At 40.7% G+C, this 18,252-nt stretch carries 17 protein-coding genes; all 17 read right to left on the reverse strand.

Translation table 11 applies throughout. The features are described from left to right. Positions 1-8 precede the first annotated feature (8 nt). Positions 9-446, reverse strand: a complete 438-nt coding sequence (gene fliJ / locus G476_RS0109535; protein ID WP_026689899.1) for a flagellar export protein FliJ — start codon at positions 444-446, stop codon at positions 9-11. Between the two features lie 5 nt (positions 447-451). Next, a complete protein-coding gene (gene fliI / locus G476_RS0109540) occupies positions 452-1,765 on the reverse strand; it encodes a flagellar protein export ATPase FliI (RefSeq protein ID WP_026689900.1) in 1,314 nt (437 codons plus the stop codon). After that, on the reverse strand, positions 1,740-2,543 hold the full coding sequence (fliH, locus tag G476_RS0109545; RefSeq protein ID WP_026689901.1) for a flagellar assembly protein FliH: 804 nt from the start codon (positions 2,541-2,543) through the stop codon (positions 1,740-1,742). Before fliH ends, fliI begins: the two co-directional genes overlap by 26 nt. Then, positions 2,536-3,546, reverse strand: a complete 1,011-nt coding sequence (gene fliG, locus G476_RS0109550; protein ID WP_026689902.1) for a flagellar motor switch protein FliG — start codon at positions 3,544-3,546, stop codon at positions 2,536-2,538. Before fliG ends, fliH begins: the two co-directional genes overlap by 8 nt. Before the next feature lie 11 nt (positions 3,547-3,557). Continuing rightward, positions 3,558-5,153 (reverse strand): flagellar basal-body MS-ring/collar protein FliF, encoded by a 1,596-nt coding sequence (gene fliF, locus G476_RS0109555; protein ID WP_026689903.1) that lies wholly within the window; start codon positions 5,151-5,153, stop codon positions 3,558-3,560. A gap of 270 nt (positions 5,154-5,423) precedes the next feature. Then, positions 5,424-5,732: a flagellar hook-basal body complex protein FliE gene (gene fliE, locus G476_RS0109560; RefSeq protein ID WP_035186350.1), complete on the reverse strand. Its 309-nt coding sequence runs from the start codon at positions 5,730-5,732 to the stop codon at positions 5,424-5,426. 34 nt (positions 5,733-5,766) lie between these two features. After that, a complete protein-coding gene (gene flgC, locus G476_RS0109565; RefSeq protein ID WP_026689905.1) occupies positions 5,767-6,204 on the reverse strand; it encodes a flagellar basal body rod protein FlgC in 438 nt (145 codons plus the stop codon). Between the two features lie 5 nt (positions 6,205-6,209). Continuing rightward, complete coding sequence (gene flgB / locus G476_RS0109570; RefSeq protein WP_026689906.1) at positions 6,210-6,611, reverse strand: flagellar basal body rod protein FlgB; 402 nt, start codon at positions 6,609-6,611, stop codon at positions 6,210-6,212. A 535-nt stretch (positions 6,612-7,146) separates the two neighbouring features. Beyond that, positions 7,147-7,926: a GTP-sensing pleiotropic transcriptional regulator CodY gene (codY, locus tag G476_RS0109575; RefSeq protein ID WP_026689907.1), complete on the reverse strand. Its 780-nt coding sequence runs from the start codon at positions 7,924-7,926 to the stop codon at positions 7,147-7,149. Positions 7,927-7,943: 17 nt separating this feature from the next. Beyond that, on the reverse strand, positions 7,944-9,347 hold the full coding sequence (gene hslU, locus G476_RS0109580; protein WP_026689908.1) for an ATP-dependent protease ATPase subunit HslU: 1,404 nt from the start codon (positions 9,345-9,347) through the stop codon (positions 7,944-7,946). Between the two features lie 21 nt (positions 9,348-9,368). After that, positions 9,369-9,920, reverse strand: coding sequence for an ATP-dependent protease subunit HslV (gene hslV, locus G476_RS0109585; protein ID WP_026689909.1), 552 nt, complete (start codon positions 9,918-9,920; stop codon positions 9,369-9,371). Positions 9,921-9,941: 21 nt separating this feature from the next. Then, positions 9,942-10,835 (reverse strand): tyrosine recombinase XerC, encoded by an 894-nt coding sequence (gene xerC, locus G476_RS0109590; protein ID WP_026689910.1) that lies wholly within the window; start codon positions 10,833-10,835, stop codon positions 9,942-9,944. 212 nt (positions 10,836-11,047) lie between these two features. Next, on the reverse strand, positions 11,048-12,358 hold the full coding sequence (gene trmFO / locus G476_RS0109595; RefSeq protein WP_035186834.1) for an FADH(2)-oxidizing methylenetetrahydrofolate--tRNA-(uracil(54)-C(5))-methyltransferase TrmFO: 1,311 nt from the start codon (positions 12,356-12,358) through the stop codon (positions 11,048-11,050). Positions 12,359-12,633: 275 nt separating this feature from the next. After that, a complete protein-coding gene (gene topA / locus G476_RS0109600) occupies positions 12,634-14,706 on the reverse strand; it encodes a type I DNA topoisomerase (RefSeq protein ID WP_026689912.1) in 2,073 nt (690 codons plus the stop codon). 228 nt (positions 14,707-14,934) lie between these two features. Next, positions 14,935-15,804, reverse strand: a complete 870-nt coding sequence (gene dprA / locus G476_RS0109605) for a DNA-processing protein DprA (protein ID WP_026689913.1) — start codon at positions 15,802-15,804, stop codon at positions 14,935-14,937. 159 nt (positions 15,805-15,963) lie between these two features. Then, the gene (gene sucD / locus G476_RS0109610) at positions 15,964-16,869 is read right to left on the reverse strand and encodes a succinate--CoA ligase subunit alpha (RefSeq protein WP_026689914.1); all 906 of its coding nucleotides are present in this window, start codon (positions 16,867-16,869) and stop codon (positions 15,964-15,966) included. Positions 16,870-16,886: 17 nt separating this feature from the next. Beyond that, the gene (gene sucC / locus G476_RS0109615) at positions 16,887-18,050 is read right to left on the reverse strand and encodes an ADP-forming succinate--CoA ligase subunit beta (RefSeq protein ID WP_026689915.1); all 1,164 of its coding nucleotides are present in this window, start codon (positions 18,048-18,050) and stop codon (positions 16,887-16,889) included. Positions 18,051-18,252: the final 202 nt, after the last annotated feature.

Consider the following 18,252-nt stretch of genomic DNA (forward strand, 5'->3'; position numbering starts at 1 on the left):
CTGTTTCTTTACTTAAATGAAAACGACTGTACCGCCATCTCATCCATGGTCTTTTGATCTTTTTCTTTTTGCCATTTATCGTAATCTGCTTTTCTTTTTTCTTTCACTTTTTCATATTTCTTTACATCCAATGCCCGTTGGGTTAGCTGATGCTCAGTGGAATGCATCTTTGTTCTTGCAAACTGAGTATCTCTTTGGCTGACATGGATCTTTTTTTCCACATCTTCCATGCTTGAATGGTAAAGCTGAATTTGATGAATAGATATTCCTTTTGACATTGCGGTTTCATAAGCATCTTGAAGCTCTTCTTTTTGTTTTAGCAAATGGTAAAGGTTTGTAGCTATGACTTCGAACTCTCTCGTTGCTTGGGTGCAAGCTTCATCGGCTACTCTCTTATCATGTTCTTTTAATTCAAGAATCTTCTGTAATGAGAAAGCAAAAGTCATTTCACTCACACCTTTCCGACCGTTTTCTTTAGTTGATCTATCGATTCTTGAAATGATACTTCCTCTTCGTTTCCCTGTTTTAAAAAGCTAATAATTTGTGGTTGTAAACGAATGGCTTCATCCACATCTTTATTAGATCCATTTTTATAAGCACCGATCGTAATTAAGTCTTCTGATTCTTCATAGATGGATATAAGATTGCGGATTTTATCTGCTGCCTGAATATGATCTTTGGCTACGATATCTTTCATCACTCGGCTGACGCTTTTTAAAACATTAACAGCAGGAAACTGACCTTTATTTGCAAGCTTACGATCGAGTACAAGATGACCATCCAAGATCCCTCTTACGGCATCGGCAACAGGTTCTGACAAATCGTCCCCATCAACTAAAACCGTATAAAAGGCAGTAATGCTACCAAACTTGTTTGTGCCACTTCTCTCCAATAATCGTGGGAGGATGGCAAATACACTCGGGGTATACCCTTTTGTTGTTGGTGGTTCTCCAACTGCAAGCCCGATTTCTCTTTGAGCCATGGCTACTCTCGTAACACTGTCCATCATTAACGTGACATTCATACCCAGGTCTCTAAAGTATTCCGCAATGGCTGTTGCGGTCATCGCACCTTTGATCCTCATTAGGGCGGGTTGATCTGAAGTTGCAACGACTACAATCGTCTTTTTTAATCCTTCCTCACCAAGATCACGTTCAATAAACTCTTTTACTTCACGGCCTCTCTCCCCAATAAGAGCGATCACGTTCACATCTGCATCCGAGTTTTTTGCAATCATGGCCATCATGGTACTTTTACCTACACCGCTTCCAGCAAAGATGCCCATTCTCTGTCCTTTTCCTACAGTAAACAAGCTGTCAACAGCCCTGATCCCAAGGTTTAGTGGAGAAGAGATACGTGGTCTCTCCATTGGGTTAGGTGGTGCATTGTCAGTAGGATACGGGATCGAACCTTTGCCACTATCCATCCCCTGTAGAGGTCTTCCGATTCCATCTACTACTTTGCCGATTAAATCGGTACCGACATTGATTCGTAGTGGATTTCGAGTAGACTCAACCAAACTTCCTGGAGCAATATCTTGCAGGGTATCGAATGGCATTAAAAGTACTTTCCCATCTTTAAATCCGACTACTTCAGCCATAATTTTTTTGGATGGCTTTTTTTCGGTACTTATGTAACACAGTTTACCGATGGAAGCTTGCGGCCCCCTCGCTTCAATCAATAAGCCTACCACTTGAGTTACTTTTCCATACCACTTGAAAGAAGTAAGCTTCGGGATTTCATTCAGGATGTGATTGACTTCCATTACATTCACCTTGTCTTTCCAACTCCAATAACTGCTCTTTTAATTCTTTTAGTTGACTACCAACCCCCGCTTCCATCTTGCCGTATGGGGTCTCAATGGTACAGCCATTAGAAGGTAGAGTAATATCTGGGTATATCATCATTTTGTGCGTGTGCGCAGTCATTTTTTCTAGCTCTTCTTTATGCCTCAACGTTTCTTCATAACGATTTGGGTGTACACAAATGATAATCTCATCTTGTTCTTTTACTTCTTCTATTGCATTGGAAACAATATTTTTCCAAACTTCATTTTCCTCAAGTTCAACACCAATAATTTTCTTTGCAACGGTTAAACCGATCTCCAATATTTGCGGGTAAGCATTCTCTAAAGTCTTTTCATACTCGTTTTGTGCTAGTGTAACGATCGACCTAGCTCGTTGAATTTCCTCTTTGCAAGAAGAGAAGCCTTCTTCTTTTCCTTTTGAGTACCCATCTTCAAAGCCTTGTTTCTTACTCGTTTCATACTGAAGATTCGCTTTTGCTAAAGCATTCGATTTCGCTTCTTCCATTTCCAGAGCCACTTGTTCTTTATATCGATTAGCCTCGTCGATCACCTTTTGTGCTTCTCGCTTTGCATCGGAAAGATAATAAATTACATCTTCTTTTATCTCTTGTTCTTTTTCTTCTTCCTTGAAGTTAGGTGAGATGGAGGTATCCGTTTGTGGTAATGAGGATTTTATTTCTACAATGGACTCTTTCGTCAGTGTCTTTGTAAAAGATGACTTGATTAGCTTAGACAATCACATCATCTCCCCCACCACGGGCAATGACGATTTCACCAGTTTCTTCAAGCCTTCTTATGACAGATACGATCCTTGATTGGGCTTCTTCAACATCCTTAAGTCTAACCGGCCCCATAAACTCCATCTCTTCTTTAAATGTCTCTGCCATTCTTTGTGACATATTTCCATAGAGCATATTTTTCACTTCTTCAGAAGCAACCTTTAACGCAAGTTGTAGGTCTTCATTTTCAACATCACGAATCACACGTTGAATAGAACGGTTATCAAGGGTCACGATATCTTCAAACACAAACATTCGTTTCTTGATTTCTTCTGCCAATTCTGGGTCTCTTGTTTCCAAACTGTCCAAAATGGTTCGTTCTGTAGCTCGGTCTACGCTGTTTAACACCTCTACAACCGACTCGATTCCCCCTGCTTGTGTGTAATCTTGTGTTACGGTAGCAGATAGCTTTTTTTCGAGTATCGTTTCTACTTCACTGATAATCTCAGGGGTGGTCCCTTGCATCGTTGCGATTCGACGAGCAACATCAGCTTGAACATCTTGTGGGAGAGATGACAATATTTGTCCAGACTGCTCACTATCAAGATAGGAAAGAATTAACGCAATGGTCTGAGGGTGCTCACCTTGAATGAAATTCAAAATTTGAGAAGCATCCGCTTTCCTCGCAAAGTCGAAAGGCCTTACTTGAAGGGTTGACGTAAGACGATTGATAATGGACATGGCTTCTTCCTCACCGAGCGCTTTTTCCAAAACGTCTTTTGCGTAACTAATTCCACCTTGAGATATGTAGTCTTGAGCCATAGCTAATTGATGAAACTGACTAAGTACTTCCTCTTTTATGTCAGGAGTTACTCTTCTCACACCTGCAATTTCAAGTGTAAGCTTTTCGATCTCTTCTTCTGTGAGGTGTTTATACACTTGAGCAGAAACATCCGGACCAAGAGAAATAAGTAAAACAGCTGCTTTCTCTTTTCCTGATAACGTTTTTCTTTTCGCCATGCTGTTTCCTCCTAATCCTCTGATAGCCACGTGCGAACAAGTTTCGAAAATTCTTCAGGCTTCTCTTTAGCCATCTTCTCAAGCTGTCTGCGGCGCGCCTTTTCTTCGGAATCTCTTTCTTGATTTACATCCGGAATATCATACCTTACGCTCTCTTGTTGCTCTTCACGTGTTTCATTACTAACATCTTGAGGTTTGGATTTACGTAGTAAAAGGAACAGTAGAAGAAGAACGGCTAATCCTAAGGCACCTGCTATGGCGTATCCCCAGTTAAAAGGTGTGTTCTCAGGTTGCTGACTGACGGCTTGCTTTCCAATGAACGGCTGCGCTGTAACGAAAATTCGATCTCTTATATCCGTATCTTCCCAACTAGCTAATACGTCGTTGGAGATGGACGTTCGTACCACGCGCATTAGTACTTCTTCTATGTCTTCAAGCCTTTCTTGAGGTAACGAAGTGAGATCTTCCGGATCAGGAGGTTCGACCATGACCTGAATGCCTAGATCCATTACTTGATATGGACTTTCAACGATTTCCCTCTTAATTCGGTTAACATCGTTATTAATTCTTTCTTCAATGAGTTCATAATCGCCGTTTCCAGACCCTGTGACCGCTGGGAAACCAGGAATATCATCCTCTCCTGTACCAGGAATCCCACCATCTGGTAGTTCCTCACCGGAGTAGGTTTCTGTAATTCTCTCTACGCTAACAGCAATTCCTTCCATGTTTTCCTCATCCACAGGTGTAACGAGTTGCTCTTCTCTGTTCTCTTTAGTGAAATCAATGTCAGTAGAAACCGTTACAAGGACCTTATCTGGTCCAACCATTGTGCCTAACATTTGTTGGAGTTGTCGTTGGATGTCCCGTTCAATGTCTTTTTGAATGGAACGATGTTGCTCATACACTGAAAGGGTTGAGTCTGTGACCGAATGGTCAGCGTATTCAAAATGATTGAACATTTGATCCATGATGACAATATTTTCAACAGGAAGGTTCGGTATGCTTTTAGACACTAAGTGAAACAGCGGCTTCACTTTACTCTGGTCCATTGATGCTCCAGGAGATAAACTCAACACAATCGATGCTGATGCAGTCCCTTGCTCATCTGAAAGCCAAATTGAATCTTCAGGTAGCGTAACCATGACCTGAGCACCTTGAACACCATCGACGGATCTTATCAACTTTTCCAACTCTGTTTGGATTAATCCCCGTTCTAATACATTGAACTCTTTATCAGTCGTTCCAAAACCCATATTCTCTTGAAAAGAACTATAGTCAATACTTCCGCTCCGCGGTAATCCTTCTGCTGCCAGTTCTACCTTCAAGTTGTCGACAACGCTTTCCGGTACTCGAATTTGCGTTCCATTTTCCGCTACTTCCGACACTATGCCCCTTGCATCCAACGTTGCTTTAATTTCTCCTGTTTCTTGTGCTGTTAAGTTCGTGTAAAGAGGTACATAATAGGTTCTCGAACCGAACCAAGACAGTAGAACAATTATAAAAAGGACAAGGATAACGGAACCAACGAGTAACCCTTTTTGTTTGGATGTCCTTGATTGCCAAAATTCAATTGTCTTTCTTTTGTAAGTTGTTAAAGTTTCGTTCATGGTTCCTCCTAAAAAAACATTAAGTACATCTTTTTCTATCTCACACTATTTGTAATCAATGATTGTAAATTTAGAAGATAGGATGAATCATCCATGATATAAACGCTCGTCATGAAGGGCTCGCCTTTCTTCTCACGATTGCAGTCCGTTAGAAAGTATTGTTTATGAGAACACGTTCTAAAAAAATAAACTTAGTATTGAATTCTCATTTTTTTTGCCGATATATACTACAAAGACACCCAAAAAAATGAATTACATACGAAAAATATACTAAACTTGCATTCGCATAATTTCTTGATAGGCTTCAATGGCTTTATTTCTAACTTCAACAGTTGTCTTGAGAGCGACACTTGCTTTTTGTGACGTGATCATGACCTCGTGAAGGTCAATATTCTCACCTCTTGCCATCTTTTCTGTTGCTTTTGCAGATGCAATTTGTTTGTGATTTACATCTTCTATTGCCTGATTTAACCACCCTGAAAATGCTTCTTTGGCCACATAACCAGGTCTGGAACTCATGTTGGACATGGTCGGCTTCATTATTGTGGATGGACTATGTATTGATTGTATTGATTCCATTATGATTCTCCTTTTTGTTGAACATCTACATAAGCTACTTTCCAATCTCCAATGCTTTCAATAGCATATTTTTGTGAGCATCTAGTGCTGTTATATTTGCTTCATACGACCTACTAGCACTCATCATATCGACCATTTCCTTTAAAGGATCTACATTCGGTAGTTGAACAAATCCGTTGTCATCAGCGTCCGGATGCGTAGGTTGATAGAACAGTTTAAAAGGAGTCTGATCTTCAACAATTCGACTAACCTTTACTCCGTTTCCCCTCTGTTCTTCTTGTGCACGGTTTAAATGCCCCTTAAACGTTTGGTTAGGTTCCATAACAACCATCTTCCTCCGATAAGGTTCCCACTCTCCATCCACCAGCCTACCTCTAGTAGACTCTGCATTTGCCATATTAGACGAGACGACATCCATCCTTAGTCGTTGAGATGTTAATGCCGAAGCAGAAGTATTTATTCCTTGAAACACGTCAGTTACCTCCCTTGACCAAGCACAGTCTGAATAGAGTTGAATCTTCCATTCATTCGATCGATAAGTGCATTATAGTAAATTTGATTTTTTGCCATATCAGACATTTCTAGATCTACGTCTACATTATTTCCATTATGGTTGTAAGAAGTGTTTGTGCGGTTAATTATTTTAGCATCTAACGAGGAAGATTCATTAAAAGTGAAATGCCTCACATCCGTTCGATTCGCTTCCATACTCCTGTTGCTAACTGCCTTTTCTAGCTCGTGGGAAAAGACCGTTTTTTTTGCTTTATAGTTTGGTGTATCTACATTTGCAATGTTGTTGGAAATCGTATGTTGGCGGGTCACCGAGGCATTAAGCGCGGACTGCAACAGTGTATTTGTCGAATTATTGAACAATTCCATATAACGGTACTCCCCATCTGTGTAAAATCTTCTTTTTAAAGTGAAAAAATTCCTCTATCTAGTCGTATTTTATATAAATATGAGGACATTGTCTAACTTTGATGAAAATTGGTACCATGTCAATCAAAAAGACCTAATTCGAGATATTTATGAAATTATACTCATAAATCCTTGATACCCTTCCCTTTCTTCTCTGTGTGACCGAATGGACCTCTTATCTCGAGTGAGTCTTTCGTACCATCACTTTTATATGTCTGAATATACTGATTAGCTTTACTACTCAGAGAGGCCTAATGCGTTTCTTCCTCCTTCCTTTAGTCCATTATTTACGAGCTTTACTTCAGTTGGCGGATCAATCGTCTTTCAGACAAAAAACCATTATCCATTACATTCAATTAATAAGAAAGGACGTTTGTATGATTATCTGGTTAAAGCGGGAGGATGTTGAGTCGTTATCCTACGTGAAAAGTATATTCCTTGACGAAAACAAAAAATTGGCCCCATTCACAATTTGAATGGGGCCTGGGTAACTCACCTAGCTGTTTTTTAATTTATCAAGCTCTAGCAAGAACTTGTCGTTTAACACTTTAATATACGTTCCTTTCATACCAAGGGAACGAGATTCAATAACGCCGGCACTTTCCAATTTACGCAAAGCGTTAACAATTACAGAGCGTGTAATCCCAACACGGTCGGCTATTTTACTTGCAACAAGCAACCCCTCATTACCTTCAAGCTCGTCGAAGATATGTTCTACTGCTTCGAGCTCACTGTAAGAAAGGGAGCTAATCGCCATTTGTACAACAGCTTTGGATCTTGCTTCTTGCTCAATTTCTTCAGTCTTTTCATGAAGAATTTCCATCCCTACTACTGTTGCACCATACTCTGCAAGTAGAAGATCATCATCATCAAAGGAATCGGATAATCTTGCTAGGATAAGTGTTCCAAGACGTTGACCTCCCCCTTGAATAGGAACAACGGTTGTTAGACCGTTTTCAAACAAGTCTTTGTTTTCAACTGGAAAAGCTGTAAATTCACTGTTAATGTCAAGATTTGAAGAGGTTTCTTCAACTTTAAACAAACCGCTTGTATATTCTTCAGGAAATTGTCTGTCTTCAAGCATTTGCTTCATACGCTCATTCTCAATCTCTTGTTTAATTGCGTATCCTAATAACTTTCCACGGCGACTTACAATAAAAGTATTCGCTTCAATGACATCACGCAGAGTAACAGCAACATCTTTAAAGTTCACTTGCTGTCCTCCGGTTTTTTGTAGTAACTCATTAATTTTTCTTGTTTTTGATAGTAAATCCATTACAAATCCTCCCGAGATTATAAAATATATTGACTAAGGTCGCGGTTTTCAACAACATTTTGTAGTTTATCATCCACGTATTTAGGTGTAATAACCACTTCTTCTAGATTGATATCCGAAGCTTCAAATGAAAGATCCTCCAGAAGTCTTTCTAAAATGGTATGCAAACGTCTGGCACCGATGTTTTCTGTTTCTTCATTTACACGAGTGGCAATTGTGGCAATCTTATAAACAGTTTCGTCAGAAAATTTCAAGTGTATACCTTCTGTTTCCATTAAGGCTTGATACTGCTTCAAAAGTGCATTGTCCGGCTCTACTAGGATACGCACAAAGTCATCTACAGTCAAGCTTGACAACTCGACACGAATAGGAAAGCGCCCTTGTAATTCTGGAATTAAATCGGATGGCTTTGAAAAGTGAAACGCACCAGCAGCGATGAAAAGCATGTGATCTGTCTTTACAGGCCCATACTTAGTCATGACGGTAGACCCCTCTACAATTGGAAGTATGTCTCTTTGTACCCCTTCACGAGACACATCTGCCGATTGCTGTTGATTCTTTCCCGCTACTTTATCAATTTCATCAATAAAGATCATGCCGAGTTGTTCTGCGCGGTTCACTGCCTCTTGCGTTACTTCATCCATATCAATCAACTTTTGTGCTTCATCTTCAGTGAGAACTTTACGTGCATCCTTGACGGTAAGTTTTCGCTTTTTCTTTTTCTTCGGCACCATGTTTCCAAGCATCTCTTGCATATTCATGCCCATCTGTTCCATGCCGGCCCCTTGAAACATATCCATGAAGTTCCCTTGTTGTTCATCAACTTCAACGGTTACATAGTGATCTTCAAGTTCGCCCATAGCAAGTTGTTGTGCTACGCGTTTTCGTTTATCTCTAATGCTCTCTTCTTCTTTTTGATCTTGGTTAGGCTGTTGTTGTGGGGTCTCTTGATTTCCGCCAAAGATCATTTCAAAAGGATTTTTGTAATTGTTTTCTTTCTTTTTTGACGGAACAAGAAGTTCCACGAGTCTTACATTGGCACTTTTCTCTGCTTCTTTTTTAACATCTGCCATCTTTTGTTCCTTCTCAATGCGAATAGCAGTCTCAACCAAGTCTCTTACCATCGATTCTACATCACGACCAACATAGCCAACTTCAGTAAACTTGGTAGCCTCCACTTTTACAAAAGGAGCGCCTACGATCTTGGCCAGTCTTCTCGCAATCTCTGTTTTTCCCACACCAGTAGGACCGATCATTAAGATGTTTTTCGGTGTGATTTCCTCTTTAAAGCTCTCATTCAACTTCGAACGACGATACCTGTTGCGAAGGGCTACTGCGACTGAGCGCTTTGCCTGGGACTGTCCAACAATATATTGGTCAAGCTTTTCAACAATTTGCCTTGGTGTATAGGCTTCACTCATTACGTTTATCCCCCTTGATCTTTAAGCTTCGCTTGTTAGTTCTTCAACAATGATTTCTCTGTTCGTGTATACACAAATATCCGCTGCTACTTCTAAAGCCGACTTCGCAAGCTCCTTTGCAGACAGATGTTCCCCATGCTTTATCAAAGCTCGACCAGCTGCTAAAGCATAGTTTCCACCTGATCCAATAGCAATAATACCATCGTCAGGTTCGATGACCTCACCAGTACCTGCGATTAAGTAGATGTTTTCGTGATCCATAACAATTAACATGGCTTCAAGCTTTCGTAGCACACGATCGCTACGCCACTCTTTTGCCAATTCCACAGCGGCACGCTGAAGGTTGCCACTGTATTCTTCAAGTTTGTTCTCGAATTTTTCATAAAGGGTGAATGCATCAGCAACAGAACCGGCAAACCCTGCTACCACTTTCCCACGGTACAGTCGGCGTACCTTTTTTGCAGTATGCTTCATCACGACAGCATTACCGAACGTGACTTGGCCATCGCCTGCCATTGCGAGAGAACCGTTATGCTTAACAGCGAATATTGTTGTTCCTCTAATCTGATCCATATTTACTCTCCTTTACAAAGCTTACGCCCTAGGATGTGATCGTTGATATGTTTCTTTCAGTCGGTCTTTCGTTACATGAGTGTACACTTGTGTAGAGCTTAGGCCGCTGTGACCCAAAAGCTCTTGTACTGAACGAAGGTCCGCCCCTGAATTTAACATATGTGTCGCAAACGAATGTCTGAACACATGAGGACTGATCCGAGCACTCATGGAAGCATCATTTACTACTTTTTTAAGCATCGTCCGAATACTCTTTGTTGTCAGCCTTCCACCTTTATAGTTAAGAAACAGTGCTTCAGGATTTTCTTTTCCATTTATAATATCTTTACGACCAGATTTTATATAGGTTTCAATTGCTTCCATCGCAAAGCTTCCTACTGGAACGTAGCGCTCCTTATTTCCTTTTCCCCTTATTAGTAACGTTGAAAGCTCCGTGTCCAAGTCTGATACGTTCACCCCTGCACATTCACTTACTCGAATGCCTGTTGCATAAAGCAATTCAATAATGGCTTTGTTTCGCTCACCGAGACTACCTGAGGTTTCGATGTGCTTAAACAGCGCTTCTACTTCCTCCTCATAGAGAAATGTAGGCAAACGATGACCACCTTTAGGAATGGAAGCCAAAACAAAAGGATTCTCCTTTACCGCCTCTTCCCTTAATAAGTAGCGATAAAACGAACGTAAGGCAGAGACCTTTCTGGAAACGGTTTTCCTAGCATATTCCCGCTTATGCAAAACAGATAAATATGCCCTTACTTCTCCATATGAAACATCGGCATAGCTGTCGAGCTCGTACTCTTTCATAAATCGAATAAAGTCATCAATGTCTTTTCGGTAGTTCTCTACTGTATGAACAGATGCATTTCTCTCTATTTGTAAGTATCGTATAAACGTTTTCGTCCATTCTTCGCTCATTTATACATTCACCAGAACTTTCGTTTAAGGCTACTCCATTTTACACGGTTCTTATGTTTAGGCTACGTTCCCTATATGAAAAATCACAATTACCTATACCAGCTTGACTGTGCATTTAACATGGACATACGCTTGATATACTAGGCTTTAGCGTGATTAATCACAAAGAGCTACTAAATAGTATCACAATTTAGTAGCTCTATCAATAAACTTTACACTTTTTTCACAAAATTCTGAATTGTTGCCAATGCTCGCTCACCGTGTGCTTCATAGCGTTCTTTTTTGTTTTTGATTCTTTTCTCAAACGGTGGTAGTAGTCCCATGTTCGCATTGATTGGTTGAAAGTTATCAGGGTTGGCCGTTGTAATATAGTTGGCCATCGCACCAATCATTGTTTCATCAGGAAAGATAACCGGCTCTTTTCCTAATACTAGATTGGCGGCATTAATACCGGATACCAATCCTGCAGCAGCACTTTCCACGTACCCTTCTACTCCTGTCATTTGTCCTGCGAAGAACAGATCATCTCGATCTTTATACTGATAAGTCTTTCGCAGTAAATTTGGTGAATTAACAAAGGTGTTTCTGTGCATCACACCGTATCTAACAATCTCTGCATTTTCAAGTCCCGGGATTAATGAAAACACCTCTTTTTGAGGCCCCCATTTCATGTGTGTCTGAAAACCTACAATGTTATAAAGGGTCCCTGAGCTGTTATCTTGTCTTAGTTGAACAACTGCATACGGACGCTTCCCGGTTTTCGGGTCTTCAAGACCAACCGGTTTCATCGGTCCAAAAAGAAGGGTTTTTTTACCGCGCCTAGCCATCACTTCGATTGGCATACAACCTTCAAAGAACATTTCTTTTTCAAAATCTTTAACAGGAACGGTCTCAGCATTGATGAGTGCATCGTAAAAGCGATCGAATTCTTCTTCTGTCATCGGACAGTTCAAATAAGCTGCTTCTCCTTTATCATATCGAGACTTCAAATATACTTTTTCCATATCAATGGAGTCCGTCTCAAGAATTGGTGCTGCAGCATCATAGAAATATAGGTGTTCTTCACCTGTTAAAGCTTTCAATTCGTTTGAAAGACTTTCGGAAGTTAACGGACCTGTCGCAATAATGGTTGGTCCTTCCGGAATTTTTTCCATTTCTTCTGAGAAGACCGTTACATTTTCGTGACCTTTCACTCTCTCTGTTACGAGCTGAGCAAATTCATGGCGATCGACTGCGAGTGCTCCTCCAGCTGGTACGGAACAATCATCTGCTGATCGAATAATGACAGAATCTAAGTTACGCATTTCTTCTTTTAAAATTCCAACTGCGTTTGCCAGTCCGTTCGCACGAAGAGAGTTACTGCAAACAAGTTCTGCAAATTTATCTGTATGGTGGGCTGGCGTCTGTTTTTTGGGACGCATTTCGTATAGGTGTACCTTTACGCCTCTTTTCGCAAGTTGCCATGCAGCTTCACTACCGGCAAGGCCTGCCCCAATTACATTTACATGTTGTGTCATATTAATCCTCCTCAATAATAGCCAGGTATGTCCAGTTGTATCGAATGCACCTTTCTGCTATTACTTGTTCCTTTCCATCCACGCCTGCTAATATACCTTATCACTTCTTTAAATGCAAGAAGAAAACAGGCCTAGATCTTTAAACGCTACCTTTAGGAGGTCAAAATGCTCAAACTGAATGAAGTAGAGATTTACATAAAATTAAATGATCCACACATAAGAGAGATTTTAAATTCTTAACCAAAATAAAAACAAGAGCCGAATGAGGCCCTTGTTTTTCATTAATTTTGTTCTTCTTTATAGTCACACTCAGAACATTGAACGTTTGTTCCTTTTTTCGTTTTCTTTTCAACAAGCATTTTAGAACATTTAGGACACGTTCGGTTGATCGGTTTATCCCACGAAATGAACTCGCATTCCGGATAACGATCGCATCCGTAAAAAATTCGTTTTTTCTTGCTCTTTCGTTCAACGATGTTTCCTTCTTTACACGTAGGACACTTTACACCTACGTCTTTTACAATTGGCTTTGTGTTTCTGCACTCAGGGAAGTTAGAGCAAGCCATAAATTTTCCGTAGCGGCCCATTTTAAAAACCATCTCATGTCCGCATTTTTCACAATCTTCCCCTGCAGGTTCATCTTTAATTTCGACTTCTTTCATCTCTTCTTCTGCTTTTTGAAGTCGCTTTTCAAAGTCTTTATAGAAATGGTCGATGACGTGGACCCAATTCTCTTTGCCGTCTTCAATTGAATCGAGATCAGTCTCCATTTTCGCCGTGAACTCTACATTTAGAATTTCCGGGAAAAACTCAATAATCAAATCGAGGACAATTGTTCCAAGCTCCGTTGGTACAAAGCGTTTGTCTTCGAGTGCCACGTAGCCTCTTCGTTGAATCGTGTCTAACGTCGGTGCATACGTGGATGGGCGCCCAATTCCGAGCTCTTCCATTGTTTTTACAAGGCGAGCCTCTGTATAACGAGGTGGTGGTTGGGTGAAATGCTGGTTTGGATCAATGGAGTCTACTCCCGCTTCCTCACCTTTTTCCAATTCAGGTAGCCAATGATCTTCTTCTTTTTTCCCGTCATCGTTACCTTCAATGTAAACCTTCATAAAGCCTGGAAATTTCATTTTCGATCCGTTAGCTCTGAAAATAACCCCGTTATTTGAAAGGTCAACACTCAGCGTGTCCATTATAGCGGGTGCCATCAGACTTGCTACAAGCCGATCCCATATCAACTTATACAAGCGGTACTGATCTCTTGAGAGGTACTGCTTCACGTTTTTTGGGTCTTTCATAACCGATGTTGGACGAATGGCTTCGTGAGCATCTTGAGAGTTTGCGCTCTGCTTCGACTTCTTTCGGTCTGTATTAATGTATTCTTTACCATAATTGGCTTCAATGTAGTCTCTTGTCTCGCTTTGAGCAGTTTCAGATACGCGAGTAGAGTCAGTACGCATATAGGTAATCAAACCTACTGTACCTTCTTTACCTACATCGATTCCTTCATATAGCTGTTGCGCAAGCATCATTGTTTTCTTTGCTCTGAAATTCAACTTCCTTGCAGCTTCCTGTTGTAATGAAGAAGTCGTGAATGGAACAACAGGGTTTCGTTTTCGTTCTCTTTTCGTAACTTTGTCAACAGTAAACGTGTCTCCCGACAATTTGCCGAGCACACCTTCTACATCTTCTTTTGTTTTCAGGTCCGTCTTTTTCCCATCGACTCCGTAAAACTTCGCTTCAAATGATTCGTCACCTTTATTTAGCGTCGCTTGAATTGACCAGTATTCTTCAGGCTCAAATGCCTCAATTTCCTTTTCACGGTCAATGATCATTTTAACTGCAACACTTTGTACACGACCGGCACTCAATCCTTTTTTTACTTTCTTCCATAGTAAAGGACTAATATTGTAACCAACGAGGCGATCGAGAACTCGTCTGGCTTGCTGGGCATCTACCAAATCCATGTTAATGGTTCTAGGTGTTTTAAACGAATCTTTAATTGCTTGTTTTGTAATTTCATTAAAAACAACACGGCATTTTGATTTATCATCAATATTTAGGCTGTGAGCTAGGTGCCATGCAATGGCTTCCCCTTCTCTATCGGGGTCGGCTGCGAGATAGATTTTTTTCGCTTTTTTTGCCGCTGTTTTCAGTTCTTTTAAAACAGGCCCTTTTCCTCTGATGGTAATGTACTTTGGAGTAAAGTTATCGTCAACATTTACACCCATCTGACTTTTTGGTAAGTCAATAACATGTCCCATAGAAGCTTTTACAGCATATTTTTTACCTAAATACTTACCGATTGTTTTTGCTTTAGCCGGGGATTCGACGATCACTAAGTAATCGGACATAAGGCTGTTCCTCCCCTTCAGAGGTAAAATCGTCATAAACTTAAATTGAAATCTCCACTATTATTAACTACCCATTTGCACTTTGTCAAACATATAATCGGAAAAAAACGGTTAATTCGTCTCAAAAAACCACTTTCACCCACTCTGTGAGGCTTTTTTGAATTTTTAGATTATACGTGTGCTTGTTTGATATTTATTCACCTATTTTCAAATTCCATACCTCATATTTTAAATTTCTTCCATTATATCTATTGATGAAACAACCACCTTAGCCCCTTCCTGAATCAGCCTTAAGCAACCTCTAGCCTGCATTTTCAGAGGAGAGCCTGGAACGGCTAATACTTCTTTCCCTTGTTCCAATGCAAAGTTGACCGTGATCATAGAGCCGCTTTTCTCCGTAGCTTCAACAATCAACACGGCATTACTCAGACCGGCAATTATTCTGTTTCTTTGGGGGAAATGCCACTTTTGAGGTCTGCAATCCGGTGGGTATTCACTTAACAACAGGTTTTTTTGGATAATGGATTTAGCGAGAGTGGTGTTGCTGGAAGGGTATACGTGGTTAAAACCTGAACCGAGTACGGCAACCGTTGGAACATGATGACGTAACGCCCATTTATGAGCTAAGGCATCAATCCCTTCAGCAAGACCTGAAACAACCAAGGTTGAATTTGAGTGGAGTGGGTGTAGAAGATGTTCGATCAAGTGTTTTGCTTCTATTGAAGGCTTTCTCGATCCAATTACGGCTAAAGGTGAAGGTTGGGATAGAAGATCGGCGTCCCCTTGATAAAATAAAACAGAAGGAGGATCATAAATGAATGTAAGTCTGACAGGATAATTCGAGTCAAATCGACACATCCACCCAATACCTCTTCTATTTAATTCCGTTGAAATGTCTAGTTTTCTCAGTTTGATTAAACGATCATGAATTCTTTTGGCTCGTTCATATCGAATGGTAAAGGAAGACGCGAGAGACTGAGGAGTCATACTGAAAGGGGTTTTCAACGTTGGATCAGAAGTATACATTCGACCCACTAAAGAAGCATCGACTTCCACTGCATAATGTAAGTAGAGAATGCGTTCTCGTAATGTATTCATTTTTTTACCACCTTTGAAGGGATTTTAGAAGGCTGGAATGAAGGGGAAAGTTTCACTTGAATACAAAAACCGGCTTAACACGTAAGAAGGTGAGGAAAAGGAAGGAATGTCGAGGTATATAAAGAGCTCCCCCGGAAACCGGGGGAGAAACATTGACGTTTATTTGTGAGTCACACACTTTTCATAGATACCGTTATCTTTAAGAGAGCTGATTAACGTCTCTCCCATAACAGCTGGCGTTTGTGCTACTTTTACGCCACATGCTTCAAGAGTTTTGATCTTTTCAGCAGCAGTACCTTTACCGCCGGAAATGATCGCTCCTGCATGTCCCATACGCTTTCCTGGAGGCGCTGTTTGACCGCCGATAAAGCCTACTACGGGTTTAGTCATGTTCGCTTTAATCCATTCAGCTGCTTCTTCTTCAGCTGTTCCACCGATTTCACCAATCATGATAACGGCGTAAGTATCTTCATCTTCATTAAACTGTTTTAATACATCAATAAAGTCAGTACCGTTTACAGGGTCTCCGCCGATCCCTACCGCAGTAGACTGGCCGATTCCTTCTGTAGAAAGTTGGTGTACTGCTTCATAAGTCAATGTTCCGGAACGGGAAACAACGCCAACGTGACCTTTTTTGTGAATATAACCTGGCATAATACCGATCTTACATTCGTCAGGTGTAATCACTCCTGGACAGTTTGGTCCGATTAAACGCGTTTCTTTGCCTTCCAAGTAGCGCTTAACTTTAATCATGTCTGTAACGGGAATGCCTTCTGTAATTGTGATTACAAGTTCCACACCTGCGTCAGCCGCTTCCATAATCGCGTCAGCTGCAAATGCCGGTGGAACGTAGACAACAGAAGCGTTTGCTCCAGTTTTTTCTACTGCATCACTTACTGTATCAAAAACAGGGATCCCTTCAACTTCAGTGCCGCCTTTACCAGGAGTGACACCGCCTACAACATTCGTTCCGTATTCAACGGCCTGTTTTGTGTGGAACAGCCCGGTAGCCCCGGTAATACCTTGTACAATTAGTTTTGTGTCTTTATTAATAAGGATACTCATTTGCTACCCGTCCTTTCTTACTCTTTAACAAGAGAAACGATTTTTTCTGCGCCATCAGCCATAGAGTCAGCTGCTGTAATGTTAAGACCGGATTCTTCAAGAATCTTTTTACCAAGATCAACGTTCGTACCCTCAAGTCGAACAACAAGTGGAAGTTCAAGTCCCATTTCTTTCGTGGCTGCAACAACACCTTCAGCAATGATGTCACACTTCATGATTCCACCGAAAATATTAACGTAGATACCTTTTACACTTTTATCTGAAAGAATAATTTTAAAAGCTTCTGTTACTTTTTCTTTTGTTGCTCCTCCACCTACGTCAAGGAAGTTTGCAGGGTCTCCGCTGTAGTGCTTGATGATGTCCATTGTAGCCATCGCAAGTCCTGCACCGTTAACCATACATCCGATGTTTCCATCAAGAGCAATGTAGCTTAAGTCATGCTTGGAAGCTTCAATTTCTTTCTCATCTTCTTCTTCCAAATCGCGAAGTTCTACAATGTCCTTTTGACGATATAAGGCGTTTGAATCAAAGTTTAATTTCGCATCCAATGCCATTACTTTTCCGTCTCCAGTTGTAACAAGAGGGTTGATTTCGGCGATGGAGCAATCTTTTTCTTCAAAAGCTTTGTAAAGACCCATCATAAATTTCACGGCATCTCTAACAAGCTCTTTTGGAATGTTAATATTGAATGCTAGTCGACGGGCCTGATAAGGCATAAGACCTACTACAGGATCGACAACTTCTTTAAAGATTTTTTCAGGTGTTTTTTCTGCTACCTCTTCAATTTCAGTTCCGCCTTCTTCAGACGCCATCATGACAATGCGAGATGTATCGCGATCGACGACAAGCCCCACATAGTACTCACTTTTAATATCGCAGCCCTCTTCAACAAGTAAGCGCTTTACTTCTTTACCTTCAGGACCGGTTTGATGCGTGACTAATGTTTTACCGAGAATCTCTTCGGCGTATGTACGTACATCGTCCAGATTTTTAGCCACTTTAACCCCGCCTGCTTTACCTCGTCCACCTGCGTGAATTTGTGCTTTGACAACGGTTACATCAGTGCCTAGCGTTTTGGCTGCTTCTACAGCTTCTTCTACAGTGTAAGCCACTTTTCCGTTAGGAACTGCGACACCATATTTTCTTAACACTTCTTTGCCTTGATACTCATGGATATTCATTGCCATCCTCCTAACTTAATTGTCCCTTACGTCTTTTTTCCCGCGCGTATACAAAGTTCGATAAAAACTTCACAAATCCTTTTGGGAAAATAAAAAATATTCATTACTATGTGCGAAAAACAGAGAAAATTGTTTCTCTTTAACTGCACAAGTTTTATTTTACTATACTTTTGTCAATTTTGTGAATCGATTGCTCAATTTT

Source organism: Alteribacter aurantiacus DSM 18675, from assembly GCF_000429705.1.
Taxonomy (GTDB): Bacteria; Bacillota; Bacilli; order Bacillales; family Salisediminibacteriaceae; genus Alteribacter; species Alteribacter aurantiacus.

Coding starts and splice junctions, on each gene's coding strand:
- xerC (WP_026689910.1), bottom strand. CDS start 10,835: ATGAGCGAAGAATGGACGAAAACGTTTATACGATACTTACAAATAGAG.
- fliG (WP_026689902.1), bottom strand. CDS start 3,546: ATGGCGAAAAGAAAAACGTTATCAGGAAAAGAGAAAGCAGCTGTTTTA.
- fliI (WP_026689900.1), bottom strand. CDS start 1,765: ATGGAAGTCAATCACATCCTGAATGAAATCCCGAAGCTTACTTCTTTC.
- fliE (WP_035186350.1), bottom strand. CDS start 5,732: ATGGAATCAATACAATCAATACATAGTCCATCCACAATAATGAAGCCG.
- hslV (WP_026689909.1), bottom strand. CDS start 9,920: ATGGATCAGATTAGAGGAACAACAATATTCGCTGTTAAGCATAACGGT.
- dprA (WP_026689913.1), bottom strand. CDS start 15,804: ATGAATACATTACGAGAACGCATTCTCTACTTACATTATGCAGTGGAA.
- hslU (WP_026689908.1), bottom strand. CDS start 9,347: ATGAGTGAAGCCTATACACCAAGGCAAATTGTTGAAAAGCTTGACCAA.
- sucD (WP_026689914.1), bottom strand. CDS start 16,869: ATGAGTATCCTTATTAATAAAGACACAAAACTAATTGTACAAGGTATT.
- fliJ (WP_026689899.1), bottom strand. CDS start 446: ATGACTTTTGCTTTCTCATTACAGAAGATTCTTGAATTAAAAGAACAT.
- codY (WP_026689907.1), bottom strand. CDS start 7,926: ATGGATTTACTATCAAAAACAAGAAAAATTAATGAGTTACTACAAAAA.
- topA (WP_026689912.1), bottom strand. CDS start 14,706: ATGTCCGATTACTTAGTGATCGTCGAATCCCCGGCTAAAGCAAAAACA.
- sucC (WP_026689915.1), bottom strand. CDS start 18,050: ATGAATATCCATGAGTATCAAGGCAAAGAAGTGTTAAGAAAATATGGT.
- fliF (WP_026689903.1), bottom strand. CDS start 5,153: ATGAACGAAACTTTAACAACTTACAAAAGAAAGACAATTGAATTTTGG.
- flgB (WP_026689906.1), bottom strand. CDS start 6,611: ATGGAATTGTTCAATAATTCGACAAATACACTGTTGCAGTCCGCGCTT.